The sequence below is a fragment of the Streptomyces sp. NPDC054794 genome (assembly GCF_053611585.1).
In genome coordinates this window covers 15,831-40,023 of record NZ_JBSHAQ010000047.1, presented here as the reverse complement: position 1 = coordinate 40,023, position 24,193 = coordinate 15,831, and the positions used below count along the sequence as shown (strand labels likewise).

The 24,193-nt window shown below is 73.1% G+C and carries 25 protein-coding genes and 3 pseudogenes; 9 read left to right on the top strand and 19 right to left on the bottom strand.

All coding sequences use genetic code 11. The features are described from left to right. Positions 1-19 precede the first annotated feature (19 nt). Both ACWGKT_RS36340 and ACWGKT_RS36335 read right to left on the bottom strand, forming a co-directional pair. Positions 20-772: a GNAT family N-acetyltransferase gene (locus tag ACWGKT_RS36340; protein ID WP_453276992.1), complete on the bottom strand. Its 753-nt coding sequence runs from the start codon at positions 770-772 to the stop codon at positions 20-22. Next, a complete protein-coding gene (locus ACWGKT_RS36335) occupies positions 769-1,695 on the bottom strand; it encodes an NADP-dependent oxidoreductase (protein ID WP_453276991.1) in 927 nt (308 codons plus the stop codon). Before ACWGKT_RS36335 ends, ACWGKT_RS36340 begins: the two co-directional genes overlap by 4 nt. Positions 1,696-1,869: 174 nt before the next feature. On the opposite strand from ACWGKT_RS36335, the gene ACWGKT_RS36330 reads away from it, so the two are divergent. The 3 genes from ACWGKT_RS36330 to ACWGKT_RS36320 all read left to right on the top strand — a co-directional run bounded on the left by ACWGKT_RS36330 (position 1,870) and on the right by ACWGKT_RS36320 (position 4,051). Then, positions 1,870-2,475 carry a sulfite oxidase-like oxidoreductase gene (locus ACWGKT_RS36330; RefSeq protein WP_453276990.1) on the top strand — a complete coding sequence of 202 codons (606 nt, stop codon included), beginning with the start codon at positions 1,870-1,872 and terminating at the stop codon, positions 2,473-2,475. Continuing rightward, the gene (locus ACWGKT_RS36325) at positions 2,468-3,223 is read left to right on the top strand and encodes a ferredoxin reductase (RefSeq protein WP_453276989.1); all 756 of its coding nucleotides are present in this window, start codon (positions 2,468-2,470) and stop codon (positions 3,221-3,223) included. The genes ACWGKT_RS36330 and ACWGKT_RS36325 overlap by 8 nt, the downstream gene beginning before the upstream one ends. A gap of 243 nt (positions 3,224-3,466) precedes the next feature. Further along, positions 3,467-4,051, top strand: coding sequence for an Rv1733c family protein (locus ACWGKT_RS36320; protein WP_356148316.1), 585 nt, complete (start codon positions 3,467-3,469; stop codon positions 4,049-4,051). A 36-nt stretch (positions 4,052-4,087) separates the two neighbouring features. Here ACWGKT_RS36320 and ACWGKT_RS36315 read toward each other — a convergent pair. Continuing rightward, positions 4,088-4,805, bottom strand: a pseudogene (locus ACWGKT_RS36315) (amidohydrolase family protein). On the opposite strand from ACWGKT_RS36315, the gene ACWGKT_RS36310 reads away from it, so the two are divergent. The 3 genes from ACWGKT_RS36310 to ACWGKT_RS36300 all read left to right on the top strand — a co-directional run bounded on the left by ACWGKT_RS36310 (position 4,756) and on the right by ACWGKT_RS36300 (position 7,094). Continuing rightward, positions 4,756-4,947, top strand: a complete 192-nt coding sequence (locus tag ACWGKT_RS36310) for a hypothetical protein (protein WP_453277026.1) — start codon at positions 4,756-4,758, stop codon at positions 4,945-4,947. The pseudogene ACWGKT_RS36315 and the gene ACWGKT_RS36310 overlap by 50 nt on opposite strands. Positions 4,948-5,038: 91 nt before the next feature. Continuing rightward, a complete protein-coding gene (locus tag ACWGKT_RS36305) occupies positions 5,039-6,220 on the top strand; it encodes a serine hydrolase domain-containing protein (RefSeq protein ID WP_453276988.1) in 1,182 nt (393 codons plus the stop codon). Positions 6,221-6,350: 130 nt separating this feature from the next. Further along, complete coding sequence (locus ACWGKT_RS36300; RefSeq protein WP_453276987.1) at positions 6,351-7,094, top strand: GntR family transcriptional regulator; 744 nt, start codon at positions 6,351-6,353, stop codon at positions 7,092-7,094. Here ACWGKT_RS36300 and ACWGKT_RS36295 read toward each other — a convergent pair. Continuing rightward, complete coding sequence (locus tag ACWGKT_RS36295; RefSeq protein ID WP_453276986.1) at positions 7,072-7,830, bottom strand: class I SAM-dependent methyltransferase; 759 nt, start codon at positions 7,828-7,830, stop codon at positions 7,072-7,074. The two genes, ACWGKT_RS36300 and ACWGKT_RS36295, sit on opposite strands and share 23 nt — an antisense overlap. 100 nt (positions 7,831-7,930) lie before the next feature. Between ACWGKT_RS36295 and ACWGKT_RS36290 the strand changes: the two genes are divergently transcribed. Then, positions 7,931-8,329 carry a nuclear transport factor 2 family protein gene (locus tag ACWGKT_RS36290; RefSeq protein WP_356148301.1) on the top strand — a complete coding sequence of 133 codons (399 nt, stop codon included), beginning with the start codon at positions 7,931-7,933 and terminating at the stop codon, positions 8,327-8,329. A gap of 3 nt (positions 8,330-8,332) precedes the next feature. Here the strand turns inward: ACWGKT_RS36290 and ACWGKT_RS36285 are convergent, their stop codons facing one another. Both ACWGKT_RS36285 and ACWGKT_RS36280 read right to left on the bottom strand, forming a co-directional pair. Then, positions 8,333-8,584 carry a hypothetical protein gene (locus tag ACWGKT_RS36285; RefSeq protein ID WP_453276985.1) on the bottom strand — a complete coding sequence of 84 codons (252 nt, stop codon included), beginning with the start codon at positions 8,582-8,584 and terminating at the stop codon, positions 8,333-8,335. A 204-nt stretch (positions 8,585-8,788) separates the two neighbouring features. Further along, positions 8,789-9,211: a YciI family protein gene (locus ACWGKT_RS36280; RefSeq protein WP_453276984.1), complete on the bottom strand. Its 423-nt coding sequence runs from the start codon at positions 9,209-9,211 to the stop codon at positions 8,789-8,791. Between the two features lie 420 nt (positions 9,212-9,631). Here ACWGKT_RS36280 and rho point away from each other — a divergent pair, with 420 nt between their 5' ends. Beyond that, entirely contained in the window at positions 9,632-10,777 is a 1,146-nt protein-coding gene (rho, locus tag ACWGKT_RS36275) for a transcription termination factor Rho (RefSeq protein ID WP_356148295.1), read from the top strand. Between the two features lie 25 nt (positions 10,778-10,802). Here the strand turns inward: rho and ACWGKT_RS36270 are convergent. Both ACWGKT_RS36270 and ACWGKT_RS36265 read right to left on the bottom strand, forming a co-directional pair. After that, positions 10,803-11,868 (bottom strand): annotated as a pseudogene (locus ACWGKT_RS36270) (alginate lyase family protein). A 335-nt stretch (positions 11,869-12,203) separates the two neighbouring features. After that, the gene (locus tag ACWGKT_RS36265; protein WP_356148289.1) at positions 12,204-12,809 is read right to left on the bottom strand and encodes a GOLPH3/VPS74 family protein; all 606 of its coding nucleotides are present in this window, start codon (positions 12,807-12,809) and stop codon (positions 12,204-12,206) included. A 178-nt stretch (positions 12,810-12,987) separates the two neighbouring features. On the opposite strand from ACWGKT_RS36265, the gene ACWGKT_RS36260 reads away from it, so the two are divergent. Further along, complete coding sequence (locus tag ACWGKT_RS36260) at positions 12,988-14,130, top strand: D-alanyl-D-alanine carboxypeptidase family protein (protein ID WP_453276983.1); 1,143 nt, start codon at positions 12,988-12,990, stop codon at positions 14,128-14,130. Here ACWGKT_RS36260 and ACWGKT_RS36255 read toward each other — a convergent pair. The 11 genes and pseudogenes from ACWGKT_RS36255 to ACWGKT_RS36205 form a co-directional block, all read right to left on the bottom strand. Further along, positions 14,013-15,230 (bottom strand): glycosyltransferase 87 family protein, encoded by a 1,218-nt coding sequence (locus tag ACWGKT_RS36255; protein WP_453276982.1) that lies wholly within the window; start codon positions 15,228-15,230, stop codon positions 14,013-14,015. The two genes, ACWGKT_RS36260 and ACWGKT_RS36255, sit on opposite strands and share 118 nt — an antisense overlap. Beyond that, positions 15,227-16,621, bottom strand: coding sequence for a polyprenol phosphomannose-dependent alpha 1,6 mannosyltransferase MptB (mptB, locus tag ACWGKT_RS36250; protein WP_453276981.1), 1,395 nt, complete (start codon positions 16,619-16,621; stop codon positions 15,227-15,229). Before mptB ends, ACWGKT_RS36255 begins: the two co-directional genes overlap by 4 nt. 98 nt (positions 16,622-16,719) lie before the next feature. Further along, positions 16,720-17,658, bottom strand: a complete 939-nt coding sequence (locus tag ACWGKT_RS36245) for a glutaminase (RefSeq protein WP_453276980.1) — start codon at positions 17,656-17,658, stop codon at positions 16,720-16,722. A gap of 50 nt (positions 17,659-17,708) precedes the next feature. After that, positions 17,709-19,121: an aspartate ammonia-lyase gene (gene aspA / locus ACWGKT_RS36240; protein WP_453276979.1), complete on the bottom strand. Its 1,413-nt coding sequence runs from the start codon at positions 19,119-19,121 to the stop codon at positions 17,709-17,711. A gap of 241 nt (positions 19,122-19,362) precedes the next feature. Next, positions 19,363-20,379 carry an asparaginase gene (locus ACWGKT_RS36235; RefSeq protein WP_356148271.1) on the bottom strand — a complete coding sequence of 339 codons (1,017 nt, stop codon included), beginning with the start codon at positions 20,377-20,379 and terminating at the stop codon, positions 19,363-19,365. Positions 20,380-20,423: 44 nt separating this feature from the next. Beyond that, positions 20,424-20,675: pseudogene (locus tag ACWGKT_RS36230) on the bottom strand (amino acid permease); the annotation flags it as partial. 47 nt (positions 20,676-20,722) lie between these two features. Beyond that, on the bottom strand, positions 20,723-21,400 hold the full coding sequence (locus tag ACWGKT_RS36225) for a FadR/GntR family transcriptional regulator (RefSeq protein WP_453277021.1): 678 nt from the start codon (positions 21,398-21,400) through the stop codon (positions 20,723-20,725). A 167-nt stretch (positions 21,401-21,567) separates the two neighbouring features. Continuing rightward, positions 21,568-22,404: an undecaprenyl-diphosphate phosphatase gene (locus ACWGKT_RS36220; protein ID WP_453276978.1), complete on the bottom strand. Its 837-nt coding sequence runs from the start codon at positions 22,402-22,404 to the stop codon at positions 21,568-21,570. 258 nt (positions 22,405-22,662) lie between these two features. Further along, positions 22,663-23,037 (bottom strand): fluoride efflux transporter CrcB, encoded by a 375-nt coding sequence (gene crcB / locus ACWGKT_RS36215; protein WP_453276977.1) that lies wholly within the window; start codon positions 23,035-23,037, stop codon positions 22,663-22,665. Further along, positions 23,034-23,579 carry a fluoride efflux transporter CrcB gene (gene crcB / locus ACWGKT_RS36210; protein ID WP_453276976.1) on the bottom strand — a complete coding sequence of 182 codons (546 nt, stop codon included), beginning with the start codon at positions 23,577-23,579 and terminating at the stop codon, positions 23,034-23,036. The genes crcB (ACWGKT_RS36215) and crcB (ACWGKT_RS36210) overlap by 4 nt, the downstream gene beginning before the upstream one ends. 205 nt (positions 23,580-23,784) lie before the next feature. Continuing rightward, a complete protein-coding gene (locus tag ACWGKT_RS36205) occupies positions 23,785-24,072 on the bottom strand; it encodes an ArsR family transcriptional regulator (RefSeq protein WP_356148259.1) in 288 nt (95 codons plus the stop codon). Between the last annotated feature and the right edge of the window lie 121 nt (positions 24,073-24,193).

The following is a 24,193-nucleotide window of genomic DNA, read 5'->3' as shown; positions in this document are numbered from 1 at the left end:
GCCGGTACGGCTTCCCGCCCTAGGGAACCGGTACGGCCTCGCGTCCGTCGGCCAGCCGCTGCGGGGCCCGGGCCGCCAGGAACACCGTGGTGCGGCGGAGCCGGAAGCCCAGCGACTCGTACAGGCGGATGGCGTTCGCGTTGCCGGCGCCGGTGTGCAGGAACGGGCTCTCGCCGCGCTCCCGGATGCCGTGCGCGACGGCGAGGATCAGCCGGGTCGCCAGGCCCTCGCCGCGGACGGCGGGGTCGGTGCAGACCGCGCTGATCTCGGTCCAGCCGGGCGGGTGCAGCCGCTCCCCCGCCATCGCGATCAGCGCGCCGTCCCGGCGTATGCCGAGATAGGTGCCGAGTTCGATGGTGCGCGGCTCGAACGGTCCCGGCCTGGTGCGCTCCACCAGGTCGAGCATCTCGGGTACGTCGGCGGGGCCGAGGCGGACCGCCTCCGGTTCCGGTGCGCCGGCCACGCCGTCGCCCACGAGCTGCACGCCCTCGACCCGAAAGGTGATCTCCCAGTCGTCCGGGACCGGTCCGCAAAAGCCCGGCAACGGGACCTCGGCGCCCGGTCCGGCCAGCGCCGCGAGGTCCGCCCAGTCGCCGGCGTCCGGCTCGTCGGGCAGGGCGAGCCAGGGGGACACGTCCACCGGGTAGCGCAGCACGCGGCCGCGCCGTTCGGCGAAGTGCGCGTGCGGGCCGGTGAGGGAGGCGCGGGCGGGGTTGTCGAGGACGTGCGGGGCACCGGTGTGCGCGGCGCGCATCCCGCTCTCCCGGGTCATTCGGCGACCTCGATGACGGTCTTGCCCAGGGCGTGGCCGTCCTCGACCGAGCGCAGGGCCTCGTCGGCCCGGTCGAGCGGGAAGCGCTGTGTGACGTACGGGTTCAGACGTCCGCCGACCACGAGGTCCGCCACCGCGTCCAGGACGGCGGCGGTGCGGGCGCGGGCGACCCGGGAGCCGCCCAGCTCCGCGACGGTCCGGGGCGCGGCGCCCGCGCTGATCAGCTTCGTGCGGTCGGCGAGCAGGCCGGCCGCCTCGGCCAGTACCGCGCCGCCGACGAGGTCGTACACGGCGTCGACGCCGTCCGGCGCGGCGGCGCGTGCCCGCTCGGGCAGACCGGGCCCCGCCGGCACGTGCACGGCACCCAGCGACTCGACGAAGTCCTTCTTGGCCGCGCTCGCCACGCCCACGACCCGCAGCCCGAAGTTGCGGGCGATCTGTACGGCGGCGGCCCCGACCCCACCGCCCGCTCCGGTGATCAGCAGGGTCGCGCAGGCGGGCAGGTCGAGCTGGCGGACACCGTCGTACGCCGTGGCCGCGGCGACCGGCAGGGTGGCGGCGTCGGCGAAGGACAGCCTCGCGGGCTTGTGCGCGGTCACCTCGGCGGCCAGCAGCGCGTACTCGGCGTACCCGCCCGCTACGGTGTTGCCGAACACCTCGTCGCCGACCGCGAAGCCCGTCACGCCGTCCCCGAGCTGCTCGACGACGCCGGAGACCTCGCTGCCGAAGACGGCGGGGAAGACCCGCTCACCCGTGTCGCCGGGACGGCGCAGGCCCCCGCGCAGCTTCCAGTCGACCGGGTTCACGCCCGCCGCACGGACGGCGACCAGGAGCTGACCGGGCCCGGGACTCGACCGGTCCACCTCCGCGAACGCCTCGGTCTCCGGCCCGCCGTACCGCGTGAAGACGTATGCCTTCGGCATCTGAGCTCCCTCACTCTCCTCGCGCCGTCACCGGAGCACCGGTGTCGCCACTGAGCTGCAAGGATCAGTGCCCGGCGGCTATTCCCGGGCGCGCGCGGGTGTGCGTGGCGCCGCCGTGATCGGGCCACCGGCCCCGTGGACGGAGCACCCCCGGCGGCCACGTACGGTTGAAACATGAACGTCACCCGAGGCTTCACCGGGAGCGCCCGCGCCCACCGTCCGGGGCTGCCGCCCGGCCAGTACGACGCGGGCGACGACTGGCCCGTCCTGTCCGCCGAGGTCACCCCCGATCTCACGCCGGCCGACTGGACGTTCCGCGTCGACGGTCTGGTCGCCGAGCCGCGCACCTGGGGCTGGGACGCGGCGCACGAGCTGCCCGGTTCGGCGTACGAGGGTGACATCCACTGCGTGACGAGCTGGTCCAAGTTCGGGGTGCGGTTCACCGGCGTGTCCCTGGACGCCTTCCTCGATGTGGTCCGGCCCCATGGGTCCGCCACCCATGCCGTCGCCTATGCGCACACCGGCTACACCGCGAGTCTCCCGCTCGCCGATCTGACCGGCGGGCGCGCCTGGATCGCCTGGGAGTACGACGGCGCGCCGCTCGCCGCCGAGCACGGCGGTCCGGCCCGGCTGCTGGTGCCGCACCTGTACTTCTGGAAGAGCGCCAAGTGGATCGCGGGCCTCACCCTGCTCGACCACGAGGCGCCGGGCTTCTGGGAGCAGAACGGCTACCACGCGCGGGGCAACCCGTGGGAGGAGCAGCGCTACTCCGGTGACTGAGACCTTCACTCCCCCGACGCGCTTCGCCGTGCCCGGCCGCATCGCGGTCGGCGAGCAGACCGCGACGCTGTGGCAGACGGCCACCCTCACCGAGATCCGGCGCGAGACCCCGCACGCCGCCACCTTCCGGTTCGCGGTGCCGGCCTGGGCGGGCCACCTGCCCGGACAGCACCTGCAACTGCGGCTCACCGCCGCGGACGGCTATGTGGCCCAGCGCCACTACTCGATCGCGTCCGCGCCGGACGACTCGGACCACATCGAGCTGACCCTCGACCACGTCGAGGGCGGCGAGGTCTCCGGGTGGTTCCACACGGTGGCCCGGCCGGGCGACACCGTCGAGGTGCGCGGCCCGCTGAGCGGCTTCTTCGCCTGGCCCGGCGACCGGCCCGCGCTGCTGCTCGGCGCCGGCTCCGGGGTCGTACCGCTGATGTCGATGGTGCGGCACCACCGGGCGCGGGGCCTGACCGTGCCGCTGCGGCTGCTGGTGTCCGCCCGCGGTCCCGAGGAGCTGATCTACGCGCGTGAGTTCGGCGCCGAGACCACACCCGTCTTCACCCGGACCGCGCCGGACGGTGTGTCCGTGGGACGTATGACCGCCGCACATGTGGCGCCACTCCTGGCCGAGCAGCCCGAGGGTGGATGGGAGGCCTATGTGTGCGGGTCGAACGGGTTCGCCGAGCACGCCTCGCGGCTGCTCGTCGAGGCGGGCCAGCCCGTGCACCGGATCCGCATCGAGCGTTTCGGCTGAGGCGACGCGGGCGGGCGCCAGCAACTGTCGAGTGACCCTGTGGGGCTCTCTGCCATGGTCGGTACATCCGGGGTGTGAGGGCGTGCCGCTCCGGGGGGTCGGTGAGGTGAGGCGACTGCGCCGTACGGGGTACCACACCGGTGTGGACGCTCGCACGCGCAGGCGGTGAGCGGGGAGCTGTGGGGCCGGCCCCGGCAGGGGCCGCTCCGGCTCTCGGGCTCCGGTGACGCCGAGGAGGTCGGGATGCGAACCCGGGTTCGTGGCTGGCGCTGGCGGTACAACCCGCTGCGGCGCCGGTCGGACGTCGTGGAGGCATGGACGGCGCTGGTCGTCGCCGTGCTGCTGGTGGTGGGAGCGCCGCTGGCCGGGGCGCTCGCGGGCCTGTGGGCCCATGGCGAGGCGCGGACGCTCGCCGCCGCCCAGCGGGCCGAGCGGCATCACGTCCGCGCCCAGGTGATCGGTGACCGGACCGACCGGCTCCCCGCGGTCCAGGGCGGCCGGGAGCACGCGTTCCGGGCGCCGGTGCGCTGGACGGAGCCGGGCAACGAGACGCACACGGCCCTGGCCCGTGTCCCGGCGGGGGCCCGGCAGGGTGACGTGGTGGACGTGTGGTTCGACACCCGCGGACGCGGGGTCGCCCCGCCGCCCGACGAGGCGGCCGTCTGGCAGCACACCGTCACCGTCGGCGTGTGCGCGGCCGGCGGAGCGGCGGCCCTCGCCCTCGTCGCGCACGGCGTCGTACGGCGCGCCTCGCTGCGCCACCGCATGACCGAGTGGGAGCGCGACTGGGCCCACACGGAGCCGGAGTGGACACGCCGGGAGGCGTGAACAGGGCACCAGGGGGCACGCCAAGTACCGCGGCGGCTAGGCCTGTTCCTGCCGGCGCCGGGCGATCCGCGCGTGGGCGCGCAGCGCGTCGGGGAGGGCCGGCAGGGTCGGCTCCGAGCGGTCGACCAGGACCCGTCCCGCCACCACCGTCGTCCAGGCCCGGGCGGGCCCACAGCGCAGCCAGGCCTCGACGGGGTCGCTGAGCGCGCCCGCCAGGGCGACCTCATGGAGGTCCCAGACGACGAGGTCGGCGCAGGCGCCCGGCCGCAGGTGCCCGAGTTCGTCGGCGCGGCCCAGGCAGCCGGCCGAGCCGCGGGTGGCGATGTCGAGGGCGCCCCGGGAACTCATCGCGCCGGGCCCGCCGCGGTAGCGGGCCAGCAGCAGGGCGGCCCGGGTCACCAGCCACAGCGAGGCGTGGTCGGTGGAGGCGGAGCCGTCGCAGCCGAGGCCGACGGGCATCCCGAGGTCGCGCATCTCGGTCACCCGGGCGGTGCCGCCGCCGATCAGCATGTCGGAGCTCGGGCAGTGGGCCACGCCGACCCCGGCGGCGGCGAGGCGGCGCAGTTCGTCGTCGTTCGGGTGGATGCAGTGGGCGACCCAGGCGCGGTCGGTCAGCCAGCCGCAGTCCTCGAAGTACTCGACGGGCCGGCCAGCCGTAGGTCTCCCGGCAGTACGTGTCCTCGTGCGGGTCCTCGGCGAGGTGCGTGTGCAACCGCACGTCGTACCGCTCGGCCAGCTCGGCGCTCGCGGTCATCACCTCCTTGGTCACCGAGAACAGCGAGCAGGGCGCGAGCGCGACCCGGACACCGGCGGGTGTTCACGGACACGGTGCGGGCGATCGAGGCGGCCCGCACCACCGGGCGGCCGAGCTGCGCCGGCTGCGGTCGTACACCTGAGGGTCTTCCCTCCGGTCCGACCAGTCGGTACGTTCTGGGGCCCGGGGCCGCGGCTTCGCGGCCCGAAGTCCCGGCGGACGACGGAGGGCCGATGTCGGAGCAGGAGCAGCAGGAGAACGAGTCACCGGTGCACGGCCACTGCGACCCACGCTTCACGGCGGTCCGGGAGGCGTTCGAGGAGAACTTCCGGGACCGGGGCGAGCTCGGCGCCGCGGTGTCGGTGACCGTCGACGGCGAGCCGGTGGTGGACCTGTGGGGCGGCTGGGCGGACGCGGCCCGTACCCGGCCGTGGGAGCGGGACACCCTGGTCAACGTCTGGTCGACGACGAAGGGCCCGGTGGCGCTGTGCGCCCATCTCCTCGCCGACCGGGGGCTGTTGGACCTCGACGCGCCGGTGGCCGATCACTGGCCCGAGTTCGCCGCGGCGGGCAAGGAGAAGGTCCTCGTGCGGCATCTGCTCTCGCACCGTTCCGGCCTGTCCGGTCTGCGCGAACCGCACTCGCTGGAGGAGTTGTACGACTGGGAGCTGACGACCGCGCGGCTCGCGGCGACGGAGCCCTGGTGGGAGCCGGGGACGCGGACGGGCTATCACGCGCTCACCTACGGCTTCCTGGTCGGGGAGGTCGTGCGGCGGGTCTCGGGGCTGCGGCCGGGGGCCTTCCTGGCACGGGAGGTGACCGGGCCCCTCGGGATCGACTTCACCGTCGGCCTGCCGGAGAAGGAGTCCGGCCGGGCGGCCGAGCTGGTGCACGCACCGGCCGGCCGGAGCAGTGAACAGGCCGCGATCTTCAGCCAGTTGACACCCACGGCGATCGCGGCGCTGGCCAACCCGATCGTGGGCGCGGCCGAGGCCAACTCATCGCGCTGGCGGGCGGCCGAGATCCCGGCCGCGAACGGGCACGGCACGGCGCGGGCCGTCGCGGCGCTGTACGGCGTCCTCGCCGGGCACGGGTCCCACGACGGCCGACGCGTCTTGTCCCCCGAGGCGGCCGAGCGGGTCCGCGAAGGGCAGGGCAGCTGCCGCGACCTGGTGCTCGGGGCCGGTTTCGAGAACGACACGGAGATCGCGCTGGGCGTGTGGCTCAGCGGACCGAACGGTTCGTACGGGCCCAACCCGCGGGCTTTCGGACACGACGGCTTCGGCGGCTCCTGCGGGCTCGCCGACCCGGAGGCCGGTGTGTCGCTGGGCTATGTGATGAACCGGATGGGGCCTCGTATCGCCGACGACCCACGGAAGATGGCGCTGGTCGACGCCGTGTACGGGGCACTGTGAGGCGGGAGCCGCGCGGTCCGGTTTCGGCCGAAACGGCGGGCCGCTCTTCCCTGATGGTTTAGACCAATGCTAGATGTGGTCGCGCAATGAGCCCGCACGGCTACGTCTTGTGACCAACAGGAGGCGCGGCATGGCCCGCACCACCCCCCACGACCACCCGCAGACGGAGGACCGGCCTCTGTACTGGCGGATCGCGACGGAATTGCTCGCCGCACTGCGCGAGGGGGTGATTCCGCCTGGCGAACGGCTCCCGGGGGAGCGGCAGTTGGCCGCTCACTTCGGGGTGAGCCGGGAGACCGTCCGGCAGGCGCTGGAGGTGCTGCGCCGCGACGGCCTGGTCGTCACCGACCGGCGGGGCAGCCACGCCAACCTGTCCGGGCACCCGATGGAGGACCCGGTGTCCCTCGCCTTCCCGGTGGGGGCACGGACCGCCGACCCGCGCGCGGTCGACCGGGCCACGGTGACCTGGGAGACGCCCCCGCCGGAGCATGCCGAGGCGCTGGGGCTCGCCCCGCACCGGCCGACGCTGGTGCACCGTTACGAGTCCGCCGCGCCCGACGGCCGCACCCTGCGCGCGGCGGTGACCTCCTTCTCGGCGGTGGCGCTGTCCGAGGTCGAGGAGCTGGGCCGGTACCGGGACCGCGCCGACGGTGCCGCCGCCGCACAGCTGCGCCGGGCCTACGACTGGATGCGCAAGGCGGGCCTGTCGCTGCACCACCGGGACTCCATCACCCAGGTCGCCGACGCCGCCTCGGTACGGGTGACCCGGCGCGTGCACGACCAGTACGCCCGTCCGCTGGAGATCACCGACCTCGTGGTCGACGCCCAACAGGACGCGCTGGTCTACGAGTTCACGGTCCCGGCGGCGAGCTGACCGGGGCGCCCGGCACCCGGGCCAGCACGAGCCGGACCCGGGGGCTGCCGTCGGCGCGGTGCCCGAACTCGGGCAGGGTGTGCAGGTCCACCGTGAATCCGGCCCGTGCCAGCTCGTCGAGCACGCGGCCGAGCCGGAAGGCCCGGTAATACATGACGAAAGGGGGCCGCCACACGGCGTTGCGCACCCGCATCACCGTGTCGAAACCGAGCAGCATCCAGTACCCGGGGCTCGACGGCCGGGGCGGCGCGAGGACGGGGAACGCGAAGCCGCCGCCCGGCCGCAGCACGGACCGGACCTGGCTGAACAGCCCCGGCAGCTCCCGCGGCAGGAAGTGGCCGAAGGCCCCGAAGCTCACCACCAGGTCGAAGGCCGACGCGAAGGGCAGGGCCCGCGCGTCGCCGCGCACCCAGGCGACGCGCGGCCCTCCGGGGCCGGCCTGCGGGGCCTGCCGGGCCACGTCGAGCATGCCGGCGCTGAAGTCGACGCCCGTGACGCTCCGGCCGCACACCCGGGCCAGCACGTCCATTCCGGCGCCGGTGCCGCAGCACAGGTCGAGCCCGTCCTCGAAGGGGCCGAGCCGGTCGAGCGCCGCCGCGACGGACTCCAGCACCGAGTCCGGCGTACGGAACGGGGTGTGGTCGAACTTGGGGGCCAGCAGGTCGTAGCCGCGCTCGACGGACGACAGTGCCTGGACGGCGAGTTCGCGCAGGCTCGGGCCTTCGGGGCTGAACATGCGGTCAGCCTAGGTGACCGGGCCGATGCGGTGGACAGCGCAGGAGCGGGTGATTACTCTCATCGGCATCTACTCAACAAATTGACTATGGGGTGATCCGATGCGCGCGTTCCGCGAGGCGGTCGAGGCGGGCGACCTGGACGCCGTCGAGGCGCTGCTGGCCGAGGACGTCGTCTTCACCAGCCCGGTCGTCTTCAAGCCGTATCCGGGCAAGGCGATCACCGCGGCGATCCTGAACGGGGTGTCGCGGGTCTTCGAGGACTTCCGGTACGAGCGCGAACTCGCCGGCGCCGACGGCCGCGACCACGCGCTGGTGTTCACGGCGCGGGTCGGCGACCGGCAGCTCAGCGGCTGCGACTTCATCCACCTGAACGAGGACGGTCTGATCGACGAGTTCACGGTCATGGTGCGCCCGCTGTCGGGCGCGCAGGCGCTGGCCGAGGCCATGGGCGCCCAGTTCGACCGGATCGTGAAGGAGGCCGAGGCGCGCGAGGCCTGAGCCTCACCCGGGCCGGCACTGAGCGAGCCGCTTCGCCAGGAAGCGGCGTTCCGCGTCGTTCTCGACCAGGTCCAGGGCCTGCCCGTACGCCGCGGCGGCCTCGTCGGCGCGGCCCGCGCGGCGCAGCAGGTCCGCCCGGGTCGCGGGCAGCAGGTGGTAGCCGGTCAGCTCGGCCACCAGGGCAAGGCCCGCCTCCGGACCCTCGGCCATGCCCTCCGCCACCGCCCGGTTGAGCCGTACGACGGCGGAGGGCACCCGGCGTTCGAGTGCGCCGTACAGGCCGGCGATGTCGGCCCAGTCGGTGTCCTCGGCCGTCGGCGCGGTGGTGTGGCAGGCCGCGATGGCCGCCTGGATCTGGTACGGGCCCGGACGGCCGCGGCGCAGGGTCGCCTCCAGGCGGGACCGCGCCCTCGTCGATCTCGGCGCGGTCCCAGGCGGTGCGGTCCTGCTCCTGCAGCGTCACCAGTTCCCCGGCCGCGTCGACGCGGGTGCCGCGCCGCTCTCGCGGAAGGCGTCGAGCCCGTGCAGCGGCCGTCCGTCGGCGAGGTGGAACGCCGCGACGTCGGGCGTGTAGCAGCAGAGCAGCCGGTCGACGTCGCGCTCGCGGGCCGCCTCGGTCAGCTCCGCGTCGAGCCGGCGGATCTCCTCCCGCGCGTCCACGTCGTCCCAGAACGGCCGTACCTCCATGGCCCGGACGGTCGCCACCGGGTGCTTGGCGGCGGCCTCGACGGCCTCCTCCAGGCTGTCGCACTCCAGGACGTCGAAGCCGGCGACGTACTCCTTCGTCTCGGCGAACGGGCCGTCGGGCCGCCGCAGCCGGTGGCCGTGCAGACGCACCCGGCGGTCGCCGAGTTCCTCGACCCACGGTTCGACGGGCGGCATCGCCGGGCGTCGGCGGTGTCGTCGCCACAGACGAGCAGCATGTACTTTCGTTCCTCCCGGTGTTCCTGAGCTTCCTACATCCCACCGACGAACGGGGCCGGGCCGGATCGACACCCCACCGGAACGGAATAGGTCGCGCGGACGCCGTGTTGACGTGTTGACGTGTTCGCGGACATGCCGCTCGGTCGAGTGGTACTCTGCGGTCAGCACTTGTGCACGCCCCCGCTGTGGGCGCCGGTGCCAGTTCCTCCCTCATCGCGCTGATCCGGCCGTCGTGTCGAACGGCCAGGCGCGTTGGTCTTCCCACAACACCTCGTGTCCGAGGTGACGTTCCCGCCGCCCGGAGGCACGTCCGTACGCCTCCCGCTCGCGGCCCCTTCCCCCTCTTTCTCATGCCATCCGTCCGTGAAAGGACCGTCCATGACCACCACACTCGAACACCCTCAGGTGGAGCAGCAGCCGGCGCCCCGGCTCGTCACCGGTGTCCTCGACATCGACGCGAACGGGAAGGGACAGCTGCGCGCCGCGAGCTGCCTGCCCTCCCCCTCCGATCCCCAGGTCGGCCCCGCGCTGATCCGCCGGCACGGCCTGCGCAAGGGCGACCTCGTCGAGGGCGTCCGCGGGCCGCAGCGCGCCCTCACCGAGGTCGCACGCATCAACGGGCGTACGCCCGACGAACTCCGGGGCCGCCGCCACTTCCGCGACCTCACTCCCCTGCACCCGCGCGAGCGGATCCGTCTGGAACACCCGGCATCGGGCCTGGCCGGACGGGTCACCGACCTGTTCGCTCCGGTCGGCAAGGGCCAGCGCGGGCTCGTCGTGGCCCCACCCAAGACCGGCAAGACCGTGCTGCTCCAGCAGATCGCGGCGGCCGTCGCCGGCAACCACCCCGAGTGCCGCCTGATGGTGGTGCTGCTCGACGAACGCCCCGAGGAGGTCACCGAGATGCGGCGCTCCGTGCGCGGCGAGGTGTACGCCTCCACCTTCGACCGGGCGCCCAAGCAGCACATCGCGCTCGCGGAACTCGTCGTCGAACGGGCCAAGCGGCTCGTCGAGGACGGCGAGGACGTCGTCATCCTGCTCGACTCCCTGACCCGGCTGTGCCGGGCCCACAACAACGCGGCCGCCGCCGGTGGCCGCACCCTCAGCGGCGGTGTCGACGCGACGGCGCTGATCGGCCCCAAGCGGTTCTTCGGCGCCGCCCGCCACGCCGAGGAGGGCGGCTCGCTCACGATCCTCGCCACCGCCCTGGTGGACACCGGCTCACGCGCCGACGGCTTCTACTTCGAGGAGCTCAAGAGCACCGGCAACATGGAGCTGCGCCTGGACCGGGAAGCGGCCTCCCGCCGGTTGTTCCCGGCCGTCGACCTCGACGCGTCCGGCACCCGCCGCGAGGAACTCCTGCTGTCCCCGGCCGAGTTGGCGGTCGCCCGGGGCCTGCGCCGCGCGCTGCGCTCCCGGGACGGCGGCCCGGCGAACCTGGAAACCCTCCTGGAGCGGATGCGTGAAACCCCCGACAACGCCACGTTCCTGCGCCGCGTGCAGCCGACGCTGCCGACCGGCTAGCCGGGGATTTCGCCTGCGTCCGGGCCTACTCGGGGTTGTCGGCGTGGGTCAGTGTCTCCCAGGCCACGAAGTAGCCGTCCGTTCCCGAGGGGCGGTGCGCCTCGGTGAAACGGCGGGTGTTGTCCATGGCCACGCCCATGCGGTTGTGCAGCGCGTTGTAGGCGACCTCGGTCACCGGTCCCAGGCCGGTGTGCAGCGTGCCACCACACAGCCAGGACGGGACCGCCGCGCCGCGCTCGTACTTGGTGTGGAGGCCGAGCGCGTACCGCAGCCGGTCCTTCACCCGCGGATAGAGGTCCTGGCCCTGGATACGGGAGGTCTCCGCGACATGCGCGGTGGCCGCGATGCCCCAGCCCGTGTGCCCGAAGTCCCGGCAGGTCTCCTGCGCCAGGCCGTCGGTGAACGTGCTCTGGCCGTTCCAGTACTTGACGAACTCGTCGCGGGTGTCGATGTCGGTGCGCGGCGGGGCCTTCGGCAGCGCGCCGTCCGAGCGCAGGCAGAGGTACGCCGGCACGCGCCGGAGGTACAGCGAGACCGCCTTGTCGTAACTGGCCCTGTCGTCCAGGTGGACGGAGATGCCGACGGCGGCGTCCATCATGATCAGTTCCCAGTTGCCGTTCTTCTTCGGCGCACCGGCGATCACCTTGGGCAGGTACACCTCGCGGAGCATCTTCGCGAAGCGGGGCTGGTGCGACCAGCCGCCGGTGTAGGTGTACCTGACGATCTCGGCCGCGCGCGGCCAGACCGAGCCCGCCCAGCCGGTCTGCAGGGGGCGTTGCTGCTGGTGTGGTCCTTGATCCTGGCCGACCAGGCGTCCATGATCTCCATCGCCTTCCTGGCGTACCGGGTGTCCCGGCCGACGTACCAGATCAGCGCGTCCGTGTAGGCGGCCACGGCGTCCTGCCGCTCGTCCGAACACCCCAGGTGGGGGCGGGAACCGCTGCCGCACTCGACGATCTCGCGGGCTTGGGCCTGCGGGACAGCGAGGCGTACGGGCTCTCGGTCATCCGGGCGTACGCGGACTTCCACGGCTCGGCGCCGGCCCGCACCTTGGACCGTACGAAGTCCAGCCGTGCCCGGCTGTTGAGCACTCCCGGGTGGGCGAACCGCGCGGGCGCCGCGGGCCGGGCCGGCGCGGCGGCCGATGACGTCGTGGTGGCCGGGGCGTGGCCGGGGCGGTATTGGCGCCGTGCGCGACACCGCCGGCGACGGCAAGACCTGCCGCCACCCCCATGGCGATGGCTGCCCCTGTGGTCCGGCGCATGGAGCACCTTCCGTCGCGTGGTCGGCGAAGACGCGGGGAACGTACGATTCCCGCGACTCACACGTCAATTCGCGCCACACGCACGGTGGTTGGGGCCCACGAAGTTCATCGCCGGTTCAAGACCGCGCCTTCGCGCACCGGGCCGGGAGGTGGGCCCGCTCGTCACTCGCCGCGCCAGACGTTGTCGAAGGCGGCCTTCTCGATGGCGCGCCGCTGCCGTACGGCCTCCAGTTCCAGGAGCGCGTCGTCGACCGTGGCGAGCACGGTCTCCACGTCCGCGTTCTCCACCCCCGAGGTGTCCCCGGTTGTCTTCTCACCGATCCCGACGGCCGCCGCCAGGGCCACCAGGACGGGCTCCCGCGAGGCCCACCGGTCAGCCGCCGCGTGGCGGTCGGGCGAGTCGGCCAGTTCCGTGCGCCCCTCCCGGAACGGCAGCCAGCGGTGCCGCTGCCGCGCGAGCTGCCCCTCCTTCTCGAAGGCGGCCACATACGCCGAGGCCAGGCCACGGCCCCGGCGCCACAGCCAGTCCTCGACCGACTCGTACGGCCGCTCCCGGACCAGCGCCTCGTCGGCCTGCCCCAGCAGACGGTCGGCCGTGGCCACCCGCATACCGGGCACGATCAGGTCGTCGTCCAGCGTGACGGCCTCGCCGGTGAGGAGGTCGATCAGCTCGGCTCCCGCCAGCGCGAGCGACAGGTCCCCCTGTTCCACGGGGCGGCTGGGCGACACGTCCATGGCGGTGAACGTCAGGTCCCGGGCTGTGGTCATGAGGACACTCCACCTCACAGGCATCGGTACGGCAACGCCGAGCCTAGGGAGTGATGACGGCGGTCGCACCCGATGCGGGCCCGCGTCCCGCCCCGCCAGTGCGGCATCCGGGTTGCTCGCGTCCACCGTCCGGCCCGGGCACCGCGCCGCACGACGGCTCCGTTTCTAGGTTGATCATATGACGATCGGATTCTCTTCCCGGGTGCTCGTGTCGACCTGCGCCCTCGGGGTGGCGGGCGTCCTGATGATCACGCCCGCCGCCGCCGGCCCCCGCACCGGGGCGACGGTGCCGCAGCCGTCGGTCCTCTACCGGTCCGGTACGCAGGTCAGGCCACTGCCCGGGGCGCCCGAGGTCCCGGACGTCTCCGCGCTGTCGTGGCTGGTGGCCGACGCCGGCACCGGCGACGTGCTGGCCGCGCACGACGCGCACCGCAAGCTGCCCCCCGCCAGCACGCTGAAGACCCTGTTCGCCCTCACCGTGCTCCCGACCCTGCCCGGCGGCGTCCAGCACACGGTGCGGGCGGAGGAGCTGGCGGGCGTCGGCGAAGGCAGCAGCCTGGTCGGCGTCGAAGAGGGGCACACCTACCGGGTGGCCGACCTGTGGCGGGGAGTCTTCCTCAGCTCCGGCAACGACGCCGTGCACGTGCTGGCCTCCCTCAACGGCGGCTGGCACACCACGGTGACCCGGATGCAGGCCAAGGCCCGCGACCTGGGCGCCCGCGACACCCATGTCGTCTCCCCGGACGGCTACGACGCGCCCGACCAGGTCTCCTCGGCCTACGACCTGGCCGTCTTCGGCCGGGCCGGGCTGCGCAACCCGGACTTCGCCCGCTACTGCTCCACCGCCTCGGCCCAGTTCCCCGGCGAGGCGGGGACGTTCGGCATCGAGAACACCAACCGGCTGCTGACCGGCGAGGACGGCGTGGCGCGGTACCCGGGTCTGATCGGCATCAAGAACGGCTACACCAGCGAGGCCGGCAACACGCTCGTCGCCGCCGCCCGCCGGGGCGGACGCACGCTCGTGGTCACGGTGATGAACCCCCAGGAGGACGGCGGGCTGACCGTCTACGAGGAGGCCCGCGGGCTGCTGGACTGGGGCTTCGGGGCGGCCGGCCGCGTCGAACCGGTGGGCTCGCTGGACGGCCTGCGCAGCGCGGCCCGGCCCAGTGCCGCCGCGGCGGTGGCGGCCGCCGCGACGACCGGTCAGGACGGGGAGTCCGACTGGCCCGACACCGGTGTCATCGCCGGCGCCGCCGGGCTCGGCGCCGGAGCGCTGGTGCTGGCACTGCGGGGCAAGAACGGTAGGGCGTCGCGCGACTGACCCGTCGGCAGCCCCAGCAGCAGCCCCAGCGTGATCCACGTGTACGTGTTGCTGCCGAGGAACCCGTCGATGCCGCCCGCGTCCTCGAACCAGAGCCACACCACACTCGTGCACATCAGCGCGTACAGGACGCCCGCGACCCGCGCGTGGCCCGCGCGGACCAGCACGGCGAAGGACGGCAGCAGCCACACCAGGTGGTGCACCCAGGTGATCGGGCTGATCAGACAGGCCGTCAGACCGGTGAGCGCGAACGCGGCAATCCAGTCCTCCGCCTCCACGGCCCGGTGCACCCGCCACGCCCACACGCACAGGACGAGCAGGACGGCCGCCGCCCAGAACGGGCGGCCGGGTTCGCCCAGCCGGGCCAGCACGCCCTGCAGCGACTGGTTGGAGACGTAGTCGAGCCGGCCCACCCGGCTGGTGTCCCACAGCGCCTTGGTCCAGTAGAAGCGCGAGGCTCCCGGATCGACCCAGGCCGCGAGCGCCGTCGCGCCGATCGCCACGGCGGTGGCGACAGCGGCGGCCCCCCACCGGCGGGCGAGCAGCAGCAGTCCGATGAAGACGGCCGGGGTGAGTTTGATCGCGGCGGCGAGGCCGATCCCGGCGCCCGCCCAACGGCCCCGCCCGGTCGCCAGAAGCAGACAGTCGCCCAGCACGAGCGCCAGCAGCAGGACGTTCACCTGGCCGAAGCTGAAGGTGTCGCGGAGCGGCTCGAACAGGGCGAGAGCGCAGGCGGCCAGGGACCAGCCGTACCAGCCGTACCGGCGCCACTCGGGTCCGGCCAGCACACGCAGGACCACGGCCAGCGCGACCAGGTTGAGCAGCAGCGCCACCACGACCGCCGCGTGCCAGCCCAGCACCGCCATCGGCAGCATGCCGACCGCGGCGAACGGCGGGTAGGTGAAGCCGTACGTCGTCCCGGGCACCAGGTAGTCGTAGATCCGGCCGCCGTGGTGGGCCCAGGCGTCCACGGTCCCGTAGTAGACGCGCAGGTCGAACCAGTCGCGCAGCAGCGGCACGGTCGCCGTGAAGACCGTGACGGCGGCGGCGAGGACGAGGACGAGGGCCAGGCGCCCTCGTTCGGTACGGGGCCGGCTCATGCCGTCCGTCCTAGCGCCGGGGCCTGCGCCGCCTGATGGGCCTGCCACAGGACGACCACGCCGAGGACACCTCCGGAGACGGCGAGCACCAGTTGCCCCGTGTCGGCGGGGCCTCCGCTCGGCAGGACGGCGAGCGCAAGCACTCCGGCCAGGGCCGCCACCCGGTGTCGTACCGACGTGTTGGGCGCGGCGGCCGCGATCAGGAACAGCCCCCACAGCACGTACCAGGGGCGGATGGCCGGGCCGAACACGGCCACCGTCAGCAGGCTGAGGCCGAGCGCGTACACCGGTCTCAGGCGGAGCCGCAGCCATATGAACAGGACGGCGACGGCGGTGACCGCGAGGCCCAGCAGGTGCCAGGCCGGGACGGCGAGCGGCGCGAGGTCGCTGCCCAGGTGGTCGAGGAGCGCGCCGGTGGCGCGGCCCAACAGACTGGTGAGCGCCCAGTTGTGCGGGGACACCGGGGTGTCCAGGGCGCGTATCCAGCCGTAGCCCGTACCGGCGACGGCCGTCGCCACCGCGGTGGTCGCGGCGGCGGCGGCCGTCGTCGTGAGGACGGCGCGCAACGGGTGGCGGCCCGCGCGCGCCTGGACCGCCACGACGGCGAGGAGGCCGAGCGCGGCGGGAGCCTTGACCAGGGCGGCCAGGGTGACGAGGACGGCGCCCAGGACGGGCCAGCGGCCCAGGGCCGCGGCCAGTCCGACGCCGAGCAGCCCGAGCATGATCGCGTCGTTGTGGGCGCCCGCGACCAGGTGCAGCAGGACGAGCGGGTTGAGGGCGCCCAGCCACAGGGCGGCGGCCGGGTCCGCGCCGCTGTGCCGGGCCAGCCGGGGCAGGGCGGCCGCCATCAGCGCCACCCCGAGGAGGGCGACGAGCCGCATCCCGAAGAGTCCCGCGGGCAGTTCACCGCGGGTGAGGCCGGACAGCGCGGAGGCCACGGCGAGGAAGGCCGGGCCGTACGGGGCGGCGGTGTTCTGCCAGACCGGGGCGACCTCGTCGGCCAGCGGTCCGCCCAATTGCGCCGGCCCGTGCGCGTACACGTCCATGTGCGCGTCGACCATGGCGCCCTGCGCGAGGTAGCTGTACACGTCCCGGCTGAACAGCGGGGGCGCGAGCAGCAGCGGGGCCGCCCAGACGCCGAGCACGAGCAGCAGGGAGCGCGGGGTCGGCGGCTCGGAGCCGCGGACCAGGCGTCCGAGCAGCAGCCAGGCCGCTATCAGCAGGACGACGCCGAAGTACACCCCGACCAGGCCGAGGGCCCGTTGGGCGGAGGCGGGGGCCAGCAGTTCCCGGACGGGTAGCGCTCCGGCCGTCTCACCGCCCAGGGCGAGAGAGGCGGTACCGGCCAGACCCAGTATCTGGCAGCGGCGGAGATCGACGGGAAAAGCCATGGCCAACACTCGGAAAGCGTGTCAAGGCCGGGTGGCCGGAAAGCGACGTGCCGCCCTCTGGAGAGCGGCCTGCGCGTGACCGGAGTGTGAGTCCGGTCTCAGAACACGGACAGTCCGGTCAGGGTCGTGAACCGGTCGAGGGCGGCCACACCCGCGACGGAGTTCCCGCGTTCGTCCAGTCCGGGGCTCCACACGCACAGCGTGCACCGCCCCGGTACGACCGCGATGATCCCGCCGCCGACCCCGCTCTTGCCGGGCAGCCCGACCCGGTAGGCGAAGTCGCCCGCCGCGTCGTACGTCCCGCAGGTCAGCATCACCGCGTTGACCTGCTTGGCCTGGCTGCGGGTCAGCAGCCGGGTGCCGTCGGCGCGGATGCCGTGCCGGGCCAGGAAGGAGGTGGCCAGGGCGAGGTCGGCGCAGGATGCCTCGACGGAGCACTGGCGGAAGTACTGGTCGAGCAGGACCGGGATGTCGTTGTCGATGTTGCCGTAGGAGGCCATGAAGTGGGCGAGCGCGGCGTTGCGGTCGCCGTGCGCGGACTCCGAGGCGGCGACCTCCTGGTCGAAGTCGAGCTCCGGGTTGCCGCTCTCGGTCCGCAGGAAGGCCAGCAGCTCACCGGCCGCGTCGCCGGTACGGGTCTGCAGCCGGTCGGTGACGACGAGCGCGCCCGCGTTGATGAACGGGTTGCGCGGGATGCCGTTCTCGTACTCCAGCTGGATCAGGGAGTTGAACGGGTTGCCGGAGGGCTCGCGGCCCACGTGCTCCCAGAGCTCGTCGCCCTCGCGGGCCAGGCTGAGGGCGAGGGTGAACACCTTGGTGATGGACTGCGTCGAGAACGGCTGCCGCCAGTCCCCCACCCCGTACACCGTCCCGTCCAGTTCGGCGACGGCCATGCCGAAGCGGCGCGGATCGCAGGCGGCGAGCGCCGGGATGTAGTCGGCGGGACGCCCGCGGCCGGGCGTCCGCTCGATCTCCTCCGCGATGCGCTCCAGGACCGGCAGAAAGGCGAGGGACGACGTCGTTGTCATGATCACCATTGTGCCTCCGAGCCGGTTCGGGCGCGTGGTCGCGGGTGGGTGTACGCAGGTCAGGCGGCGGGAGCGGTGCTGCCCGCGACGATCTCGGGACGGAGCAGGTCCGCGAGGGTCTCGGCGGGCAACAGGCCCTTCTCCAGGACGAGTTCGGCGACCCCACGGCCGGTGGCGAGGGCCTCCTTGGCGATGTCGGTGGCCGCCGTGTACCCGATGTGCGGGTTGAGGGCGGTGACCAGGCCGATGGAGTTCTCCACGGTCGCGCGCAGCGCCGCCGTGTTGGCGGTGATGCCGGCCACGCAGCGCTCGGCGAGCGTCACGCAGGCGCTCCGCAGGTGGGTGATGCTCTCCGAGAGGGAGTGCAGGATGATCGGCTCGAAGGCGTTGAGCTGGAGCTGCCCGGCCTCGGCGGCCATGGTGATGGCGACGTCGTTGCCGATCACCTCGAAGGCGACCTGGTTGACCACCTCGGGGATCACGGGGTTCACCTTGCCGGGCATGATGCTCGAACCGGCCTGCACCGGCGGCAGGTTGATCTCGCCGAGGCCCGCGCGCGGACCGGAGGACAGCAGGCGCAGGTCGTTGCAGCTCTTGGAGAGCTTGACGGCGATCCGCTTGAGCACGCCGGACATCTGGACGAAGGCGCCGCAGTCCTGGGTCGCCTCGACCAGGTTGGCCGCGGTCACCAGGGGCAGCCCGGTGATGTCGGCGAGGTGGCGGCGGGCGGACTCGGCGTATCCGGCGGGGGCGTTGAGCCCGGTGCCGATCGCGGTGGCGCCCAGGTTGATCTCGTGGATCAGCTCGACCGCCTCGGCGAGCCGGCTGCGGTCCTCGTCGAGCATGACGGCGTACGCCGAGAACTCCTGCCCCAGCGTCATCGGCACCGCGTCCTGCAGCTGGGTGCGCCCCATCTTCAGGACGTCGCGGAACTCGACGGCCTTGCGGGCGAAGGTGTCCTGGAGCACGGCCATCGCCTTGAGCAGCCCGCGCACGGCGAAGACGGTCGCGACCTTGACGGCGGTCGGGTAGACGTCGTTGGTGGACTGACCGAGGTTGACGTCCTCGTTGGGGTGCAGGTGCCGGTACTGCCCCTTCTCGTGGCCGAGCAGTTCCAGCGCCCGGTTGGCGATGACCTCGTTCGCGTTCATGTTCGTCGAGGTGCCGGCCCCGCCCTGGATGACGTCCACGACGAACTGGTCGTGCAGCTCGCCGGCCCGGATCTCCCGGCAGGCGGCGACGATCGCGGCCGCCTTCCTCGGCTCCAGCAGGCCGAGTTCCTCGTTGGCGAGGGCGGCGGCCTCCTTGACGGCGGCCAGGGCGTCGATCAGATGCGGGTAGGCGGAGATCGGGGTGCCGGTGATGGCGAAGTTCTCCGTGGCGCGCAGGGTGTGCACGCCCCAGTACGCGTCGGCGGGGACGTCGCGGTCGCCGAGCAGGTCGTGCTCACTTCGAGTGGCGGCGGTCGTCATGAGGGTGCGGCTTCTTTCTGAGGGGTGAGAACGAGCGCCCCGAAGGGGCGCGGGGAACTGCGCGACCGGCCACGGACGACCCGCAGACCAAGAACCGGCCGAACCGGCGGAGCACTACACGCAGACCGCCGGCGGACGAGCGCCCCCAAAGGGACGCGGGGAACGGCGCGACCAGCCACGGACGACCCGCGGACAGAGACGGACGGCCCGCGGACGAAGAACGTGTCGAACCGGCGGAGCCCTACGCGCAGGCCGTCAGCGGCACCGCGTCCAGGGCGCGCACCGGACGGACGCAGCCGACCGGTTGCCCGCCGCCGAGCAGGGGTTCGCCCGCGAACTCGGTGAGCAGGGCGGGGTCGACGCCGGCCCGGGCGAGGGCGGACGCGGCCACCGGGACGCGGGCGCGGTTCGCACCGTCGGCGATCTTGACGGCGACGGCCCGGCCGTCGGGCAGGGCGGCGACCTGGACGCCCTCGAAGCCGTCCTTGGCGAGCAGCCCGGGCACGGCGCGCATCAGCGCGGCCACGTCCCGGCCGGCGCCGGAGGCCATCTCGGCGTGTGCGCGCATCGCGTCCGCGACCCGCGCCTCGGGGGTGCCCGGCGCGGCCGTGGTGATACGCGCGAGGGCCCGGGCCAGGCCGTGCAGGGAGATGGAGAACAGCGGGGCGCCGCAGCCGTCGACCGTCACCCGAGCGACGCGCTGCCCGGTGAGGTCCTCGACCGTCGCCGCGATCGCCTGCTGGAGGGGGTGGGCCGGGTCGAGGTAGTCGTCCAGGGACCAGCCGGCCAGCTTCGCGGTCCAGAGCATGGCCGCGTGCTTGCCGGAGCAGTTCTGGGCGAGGCGGGAGGGCGGTCGACCCTCGCGCACCCAGGCGTCCCGGACGACCGGGTCGAAGGGCATGTCGGGGACGTTGCGCAGGTCGTCCTCGGCGAGGCCGGCCAGCTGAAGGATCCGCCGGGTGCCGGCGAGGTGGCGTTCCTCGCCGGAGTGGCTCGCCGCGGCCAGCGACAGCAGGTCGCCGTCGAGCGGCAGCCCGGCCCGCAGCATGGCCACGGCCTGCACGGGCTTGAGGGCGGAACGCGGGTAGAAGGCGGCCTCGATGTCGCCGAGCTGGAACTGGACCTGGCCGTCGACACCGAGGACGACGACGGAACCGTAGTGGATGCCCTCCACGACCCCGCCGCGTATCAGGTGGGCGACGGGAGCGTGGAGGGGCTCACGGACAAGGGGTGCGTCCGCGGGTGAACTGCTGTACATGACTGCCCGGATCACTGGTGGGTGGGAGTGGACCGACACGGGTTTCACGCGTCGGCTCCGGTGGACTTGCGCGCCACACGGCCGCGGATGGCGTACCAGCCCGCGACCAGCGCTCCGACGATCAGCGGCAGGCACAGCACGGTGGTGCGTCCGGCGCCGCCGTCGGCGTACATGAGGACCAGGACGGCGGCCGGGAAGGCCGGCGTCACGAGTTCGGTCCAGGGGGAACCCGGCAGTCGGTGGCCGGGCCGGGTGAGCTCGCCCTGCTGGGTCTTCCGCCGGAAGAGCGGGTGGCAGGGTTCAGGACGATCTGGAACACGTCGGCGGATGAGGAACTGCTCGCTCACGCCTCGGGTCCGCCTTCCGTGGGAGTGTCCGCGCGCGTGGGGCGCACGATGTCGGTGAGGGTCGTCTCGACGCGGTCGAGGTGGTGGCTCATGGCCTGGACCGCGTCGTGCTCGCAGCCGTCGACCAGCGCCTCGACGATCGCCCGGTGCTCCCGGTTGGACTGCTCGCGGCGGCCGCCGAGCTCGTTGAGGAAGGCCGACTGACGCGCCAGCGCGTCGCGGATCTCCTCGATGACCCGGCGGAACACCGGGTTCTGGGCGGCCTCGGCCACGGCGAGGTGGAAGAGGGTGTCCATCGCGACCCAGGCGGTGGTGTCCGTCTCCCGCTCCATCCGGTCCAGCAGATGGGCCAGGTGGTCCAGGTTCTCGGGCGTACGGCGCGCGGCCGCGTACCCGGCGACCGGGATCTCGATGTGACGGCGCACCTCCAGCAGATCGCTGGCCGCGTAGTCGCCGAAGGTGGGGTCTTCGACGGCCCCGGCCACGACGAAGGTGCCCTTGCCGGTCCGGGAGACGGTCAGGCCCATCGTCTGCAGCGCCCGCAGGGCCTCGCGCAGCACGGGCCGGGAGACCTCAAGGGTGCGGCAGAGCTCCGCCTCGGAGGGCAGCTTGTCGCCGATGGCGTACTCGCCGCGCTCGATGGCTCCGCGGAGGTGGGCGAGCACCGCTTCCATGGCGCTGACGCGCCGAGGGGCCCGGCCACCTGTCTGGCTGTCTGACAGGTTCACGGTGCGATCGTGCGGGTTGCGGGAGGGAACTGTCAAGACCGGTGGAAAGAAAACATTCACGGGGTGCGACGCCTGAATGCAGGCATCGCACCCCGTGTCGGGAGCGGAGTCGCTCAGCTGTCGATGACCCCGCCGGTCAGCAGCCCGAAGAGCGCCAGGCCCACCACGATCCGGTAGATCACGAACGCGTTGAAGCTGTGCTTGGCGACGAACTTCAGCAGCCAGGCGATGGAGGCGTACGCGACGACGAAGGAGACCACCGTGCCGACGACCAGCGGGGCGGCGCCCACGCCGGCGCCGAGGGCGTCCTTGAGCTCGTACAGGCCGGCGCCGGTCAGGGCCGGGATGCCGAGGAAGAAGGAGAGGCGGGTGGCGGCGACGCGGTCCAGGTCCAGGATGAGCGCGGTGGACATGGTGGCACCGGAGCGGGAGAAGCCGGGGAAGAGCAGGGCGAGGATCTGCGAGCAGCCGACCAGCATCGCGTCCTTGAACGAGGTGTCGTCCTCACCACGCTTGTGGCGACCCATCTGGTCCGCCGCCCACATCACACCACTGCCGACGATCAGCGAGCCCGCGACCACCCAGAGCGAGGCCAGCGGACCGTCGATGAGGTCCTTGGCGGCCAGGCCCACCAGGACGATCGGGATCGTCGCGTAGATCACCCACCAGGCGAACTTGTAGTCGTGGTGCTGGCGCTCCTCGCGGTTGCGCAGGCCACGGCCCCAGGCGGAGACGATCCGCACGATGTCCTTGAAGAAGTACACGAGCACGGCGGCGATGGCGCCGACCTGGATGACCGCCGAGAACCCGACGACGGACTTGTCGTCGACGGGGATGCCCATGAGCCCCTCGGTGATCTTGAGGTGACCGGTGGAGGACACGGGGAGGAATTCGGTCACCCCCTCGACGACTCCGAGGACGACGGCCTGACCGACGGAGATGGCGCTCATAGGATCCAGTTCTGACGAGGTGGTCTTCGGGCGGTGTGGTCTTCTGCGGGGGGTGCGTTGTTCCGGGATGCGGCGTGGTGAGGGTCGATGTGCCGGCGATGCGGTCTTCCGAGGATGCCTTGCGCGGGCCGGCCTTCCAAAAGCCCGACTTCCGAGATCCGGTCTCCCCGAGGCCGGTCTCCCGAAGGCCCGGCCTTCCGGAGACTTGGTCGACAGCGCTGTAGACGAAGCAAGTATGCCCGGACATCCGCGGTGTGCCTACGCCCAGAACACCTCGGCGAGCGCCACGCCGCCGACGGCCGCACCCAGACCCGCCGTCACGCTCGCGACGGCGTTGGCCGCAGCGTAGAGCCCCGCACCGGTCTCGGTCAGCTTCAGCGTCTCGTACGAGAACGTCGAGTAGGTCGTCAGGGCCCCGCACAGCCCGGTGCCCACCAAAAGCCGCAGGTGAGCGTCGGCCGCGCCCACGGAGACCGCGCCGGTCAGCAGGCCGAGAACGAGACAGCCGGTGACATTCGCCACGAAAGTGCCCCAGGGGAACGCCGAGTCGTGCCGCGACTGAACGGCGCGGTCGGTCAGATAGCGCAGCGGGGCGCCGACCACGGCCCCCAGTACGACCAACAGCCAGTTCACAACGACTTCTTACCTCCGGTGACCGTTTCGCCCGATTCGTCCGCCTCGCTCGCACCGAGCGGCGCGGCGGGCGAGCCCGGTCGCCGTCGCCTCCCGGACAGGACGCGGCGGGCCGTGGCCGACGCGAGCCAGACCACCGTGAGCGCCGCGAGGGGGGTCGCGGCTAGGTAGACGAGCGCCTCGGCCGGGTGGCCGTCGTCGGCGAGCTGCTGCACGTCGACGGCGTACGTCGAGAACGTGGTGAAGCCGCCGAGCACGCCGGTGCCGAAGAAGGGGCGCACCAGTCGGTCGACGGTCCGCACCTCGGTGATGAGCACCATGAGCACGCCCATCACGGCACAGCCGACGACGTTGATCAGGAAAGTGGCCCACGGGAAGCCCCCGATCGAGGTGGGCCAGGCCAGGGAGAGGGCATAACGGGCGGTGGCGCCGAGGGCCCCGCCGAGTGCGACCACCCCCACGACCGGTAGCTGGGCACGCCAGGCCGACCGGCGTGGTGGGGTGGGGCGGACACGGAGGCTCTCTGCTTCCGGGGCGGTCATCCTCGTACGTCTCCTGTTCGGCCCCTGCCGAGCGCTCGCGGCCGGGCCACAGGCTACCGGCGGGTGTCCACCGGGGTCACTTCGCGTACTTCACCGCGTTCGTGAGCCGATCGCCTCCAGCACGCCGAGCAGGTACCGCAGCCCGGTCAGCGCCCCCGCGGCAGGCGGCCGGGCCGGGCCCGCTCCCCCACCAGCCCTATCAGCCCTACCAGCCCTTCTCGAACATCCGGGCCACCTCGGCGATGCGGACCTCGTCGCGCCGGTAATACGTGCGGTGCCGGATCTTCTTGGTGCGGAGCAGGCCGATGCGGGTGAGGAGGCCGAGGTGGGTGTCGGCGACGCGGCGGGACACGCCCAGCTTGGCGGCGACCGCACGCGCGGTGACGCCGTCCTCGGCGGGGTCGGCATGACGTGGGGAAGGGAAGTGGGCGGCCGGGTCCTTCAGCCACTCCAGGATGTCCAGGCGCCTGTCACCGACGGGAGTCCTCAACATCTCGTCGCCTCCGTCCGAGCCTCCTCGTACCCCGAATTCCCACTGTCCCGCACTCGAAGCCGCCACGCCCGGGACTCCGCGGCCCTTGTCCGGGACCGAACGGCCCCATGACGGGCGCCCG

Excerpts from the sequence above, each read along its gene's own strand:
- ACWGKT_RS36340 (WP_453276992.1), bottom strand. The coding sequence starts at position 772 with ATGACCCGGGAGAGCGGGATGCGCGCCGCGCACACCGGTGCCCCGCAC.
- ACWGKT_RS36335 (WP_453276991.1), bottom strand. The coding sequence starts at position 1,695 with ATGCCGAAGGCATACGTCTTCACGCGGTACGGCGGGCCGGAGACCGAG.
- ACWGKT_RS36330 (WP_453276990.1), top strand. The coding sequence starts at position 1,870 with ATGAACGTCACCCGAGGCTTCACCGGGAGCGCCCGCGCCCACCGTCCG.
- ACWGKT_RS36320 (WP_356148316.1), top strand. The coding sequence starts at position 3,467 with ATGCGAACCCGGGTTCGTGGCTGGCGCTGGCGGTACAACCCGCTGCGG.
- ACWGKT_RS36305 (WP_453276988.1), top strand. The coding sequence starts at position 5,039 with ATGTCGGAGCAGGAGCAGCAGGAGAACGAGTCACCGGTGCACGGCCAC.
- ACWGKT_RS36300 (WP_453276987.1), top strand. The coding sequence starts at position 6,351 with ATGGCCCGCACCACCCCCCACGACCACCCGCAGACGGAGGACCGGCCT.
- ACWGKT_RS36295 (WP_453276986.1), bottom strand. The coding sequence starts at position 7,830 with ATGTTCAGCCCCGAAGGCCCGAGCCTGCGCGAACTCGCCGTCCAGGCA.
- ACWGKT_RS36290 (WP_356148301.1), top strand. The coding sequence starts at position 7,931 with ATGCGCGCGTTCCGCGAGGCGGTCGAGGCGGGCGACCTGGACGCCGTC.
- ACWGKT_RS36280 (WP_453276984.1), bottom strand. The coding sequence starts at position 9,211 with ATGCCGCCCGTCGAACCGTGGGTCGAGGAACTCGGCGACCGCCGGGTG.
- rho (WP_356148295.1), top strand. The coding sequence starts at position 9,632 with ATGACCACCACACTCGAACACCCTCAGGTGGAGCAGCAGCCGGCGCCC.
- ACWGKT_RS36265 (WP_356148289.1), bottom strand. The coding sequence starts at position 12,809 with ATGACCACAGCCCGGGACCTGACGTTCACCGCCATGGACGTGTCGCCC.
- ACWGKT_RS36260 (WP_453276983.1), top strand. The coding sequence starts at position 12,988 with ATGACGATCGGATTCTCTTCCCGGGTGCTCGTGTCGACCTGCGCCCTC.
- ACWGKT_RS36255 (WP_453276982.1), bottom strand. The coding sequence starts at position 15,230 with ATGAGCCGGCCCCGTACCGAACGAGGGCGCCTGGCCCTCGTCCTCGTC.
- mptB (WP_453276981.1), bottom strand. The coding sequence starts at position 16,621 with ATGGCTTTTCCCGTCGATCTCCGCCGCTGCCAGATACTGGGTCTGGCC.
- ACWGKT_RS36245 (WP_453276980.1), bottom strand. The coding sequence starts at position 17,658 with ATGGTGATCATGACAACGACGTCGTCCCTCGCCTTTCTGCCGGTCCTG.
- aspA (WP_453276979.1), bottom strand. The coding sequence starts at position 19,121 with ATGACGACCGCCGCCACTCGAAGTGAGCACGACCTGCTCGGCGACCGC.
- ACWGKT_RS36235 (WP_356148271.1), bottom strand. The coding sequence starts at position 20,379 with ATGTACAGCAGTTCACCCGCGGACGCACCCCTTGTCCGTGAGCCCCTC.
- ACWGKT_RS36225 (WP_453277021.1), bottom strand. The coding sequence starts at position 21,400 with ATGGAAGCGGTGCTCGCCCACCTCCGCGGAGCCATCGAGCGCGGCGAG.
- ACWGKT_RS36220 (WP_453276978.1), bottom strand. The coding sequence starts at position 22,404 with ATGAGCGCCATCTCCGTCGGTCAGGCCGTCGTCCTCGGAGTCGTCGAG.
- crcB (WP_453276976.1), bottom strand. The coding sequence starts at position 23,579 with ATGACCGCCCCGGAAGCAGAGAGCCTCCGTGTCCGCCCCACCCCACCA.
- ACWGKT_RS36205 (WP_356148259.1), bottom strand. The coding sequence starts at position 24,072 with ATGTTGAGGACTCCCGTCGGTGACAGGCGCCTGGACATCCTGGAGTGG.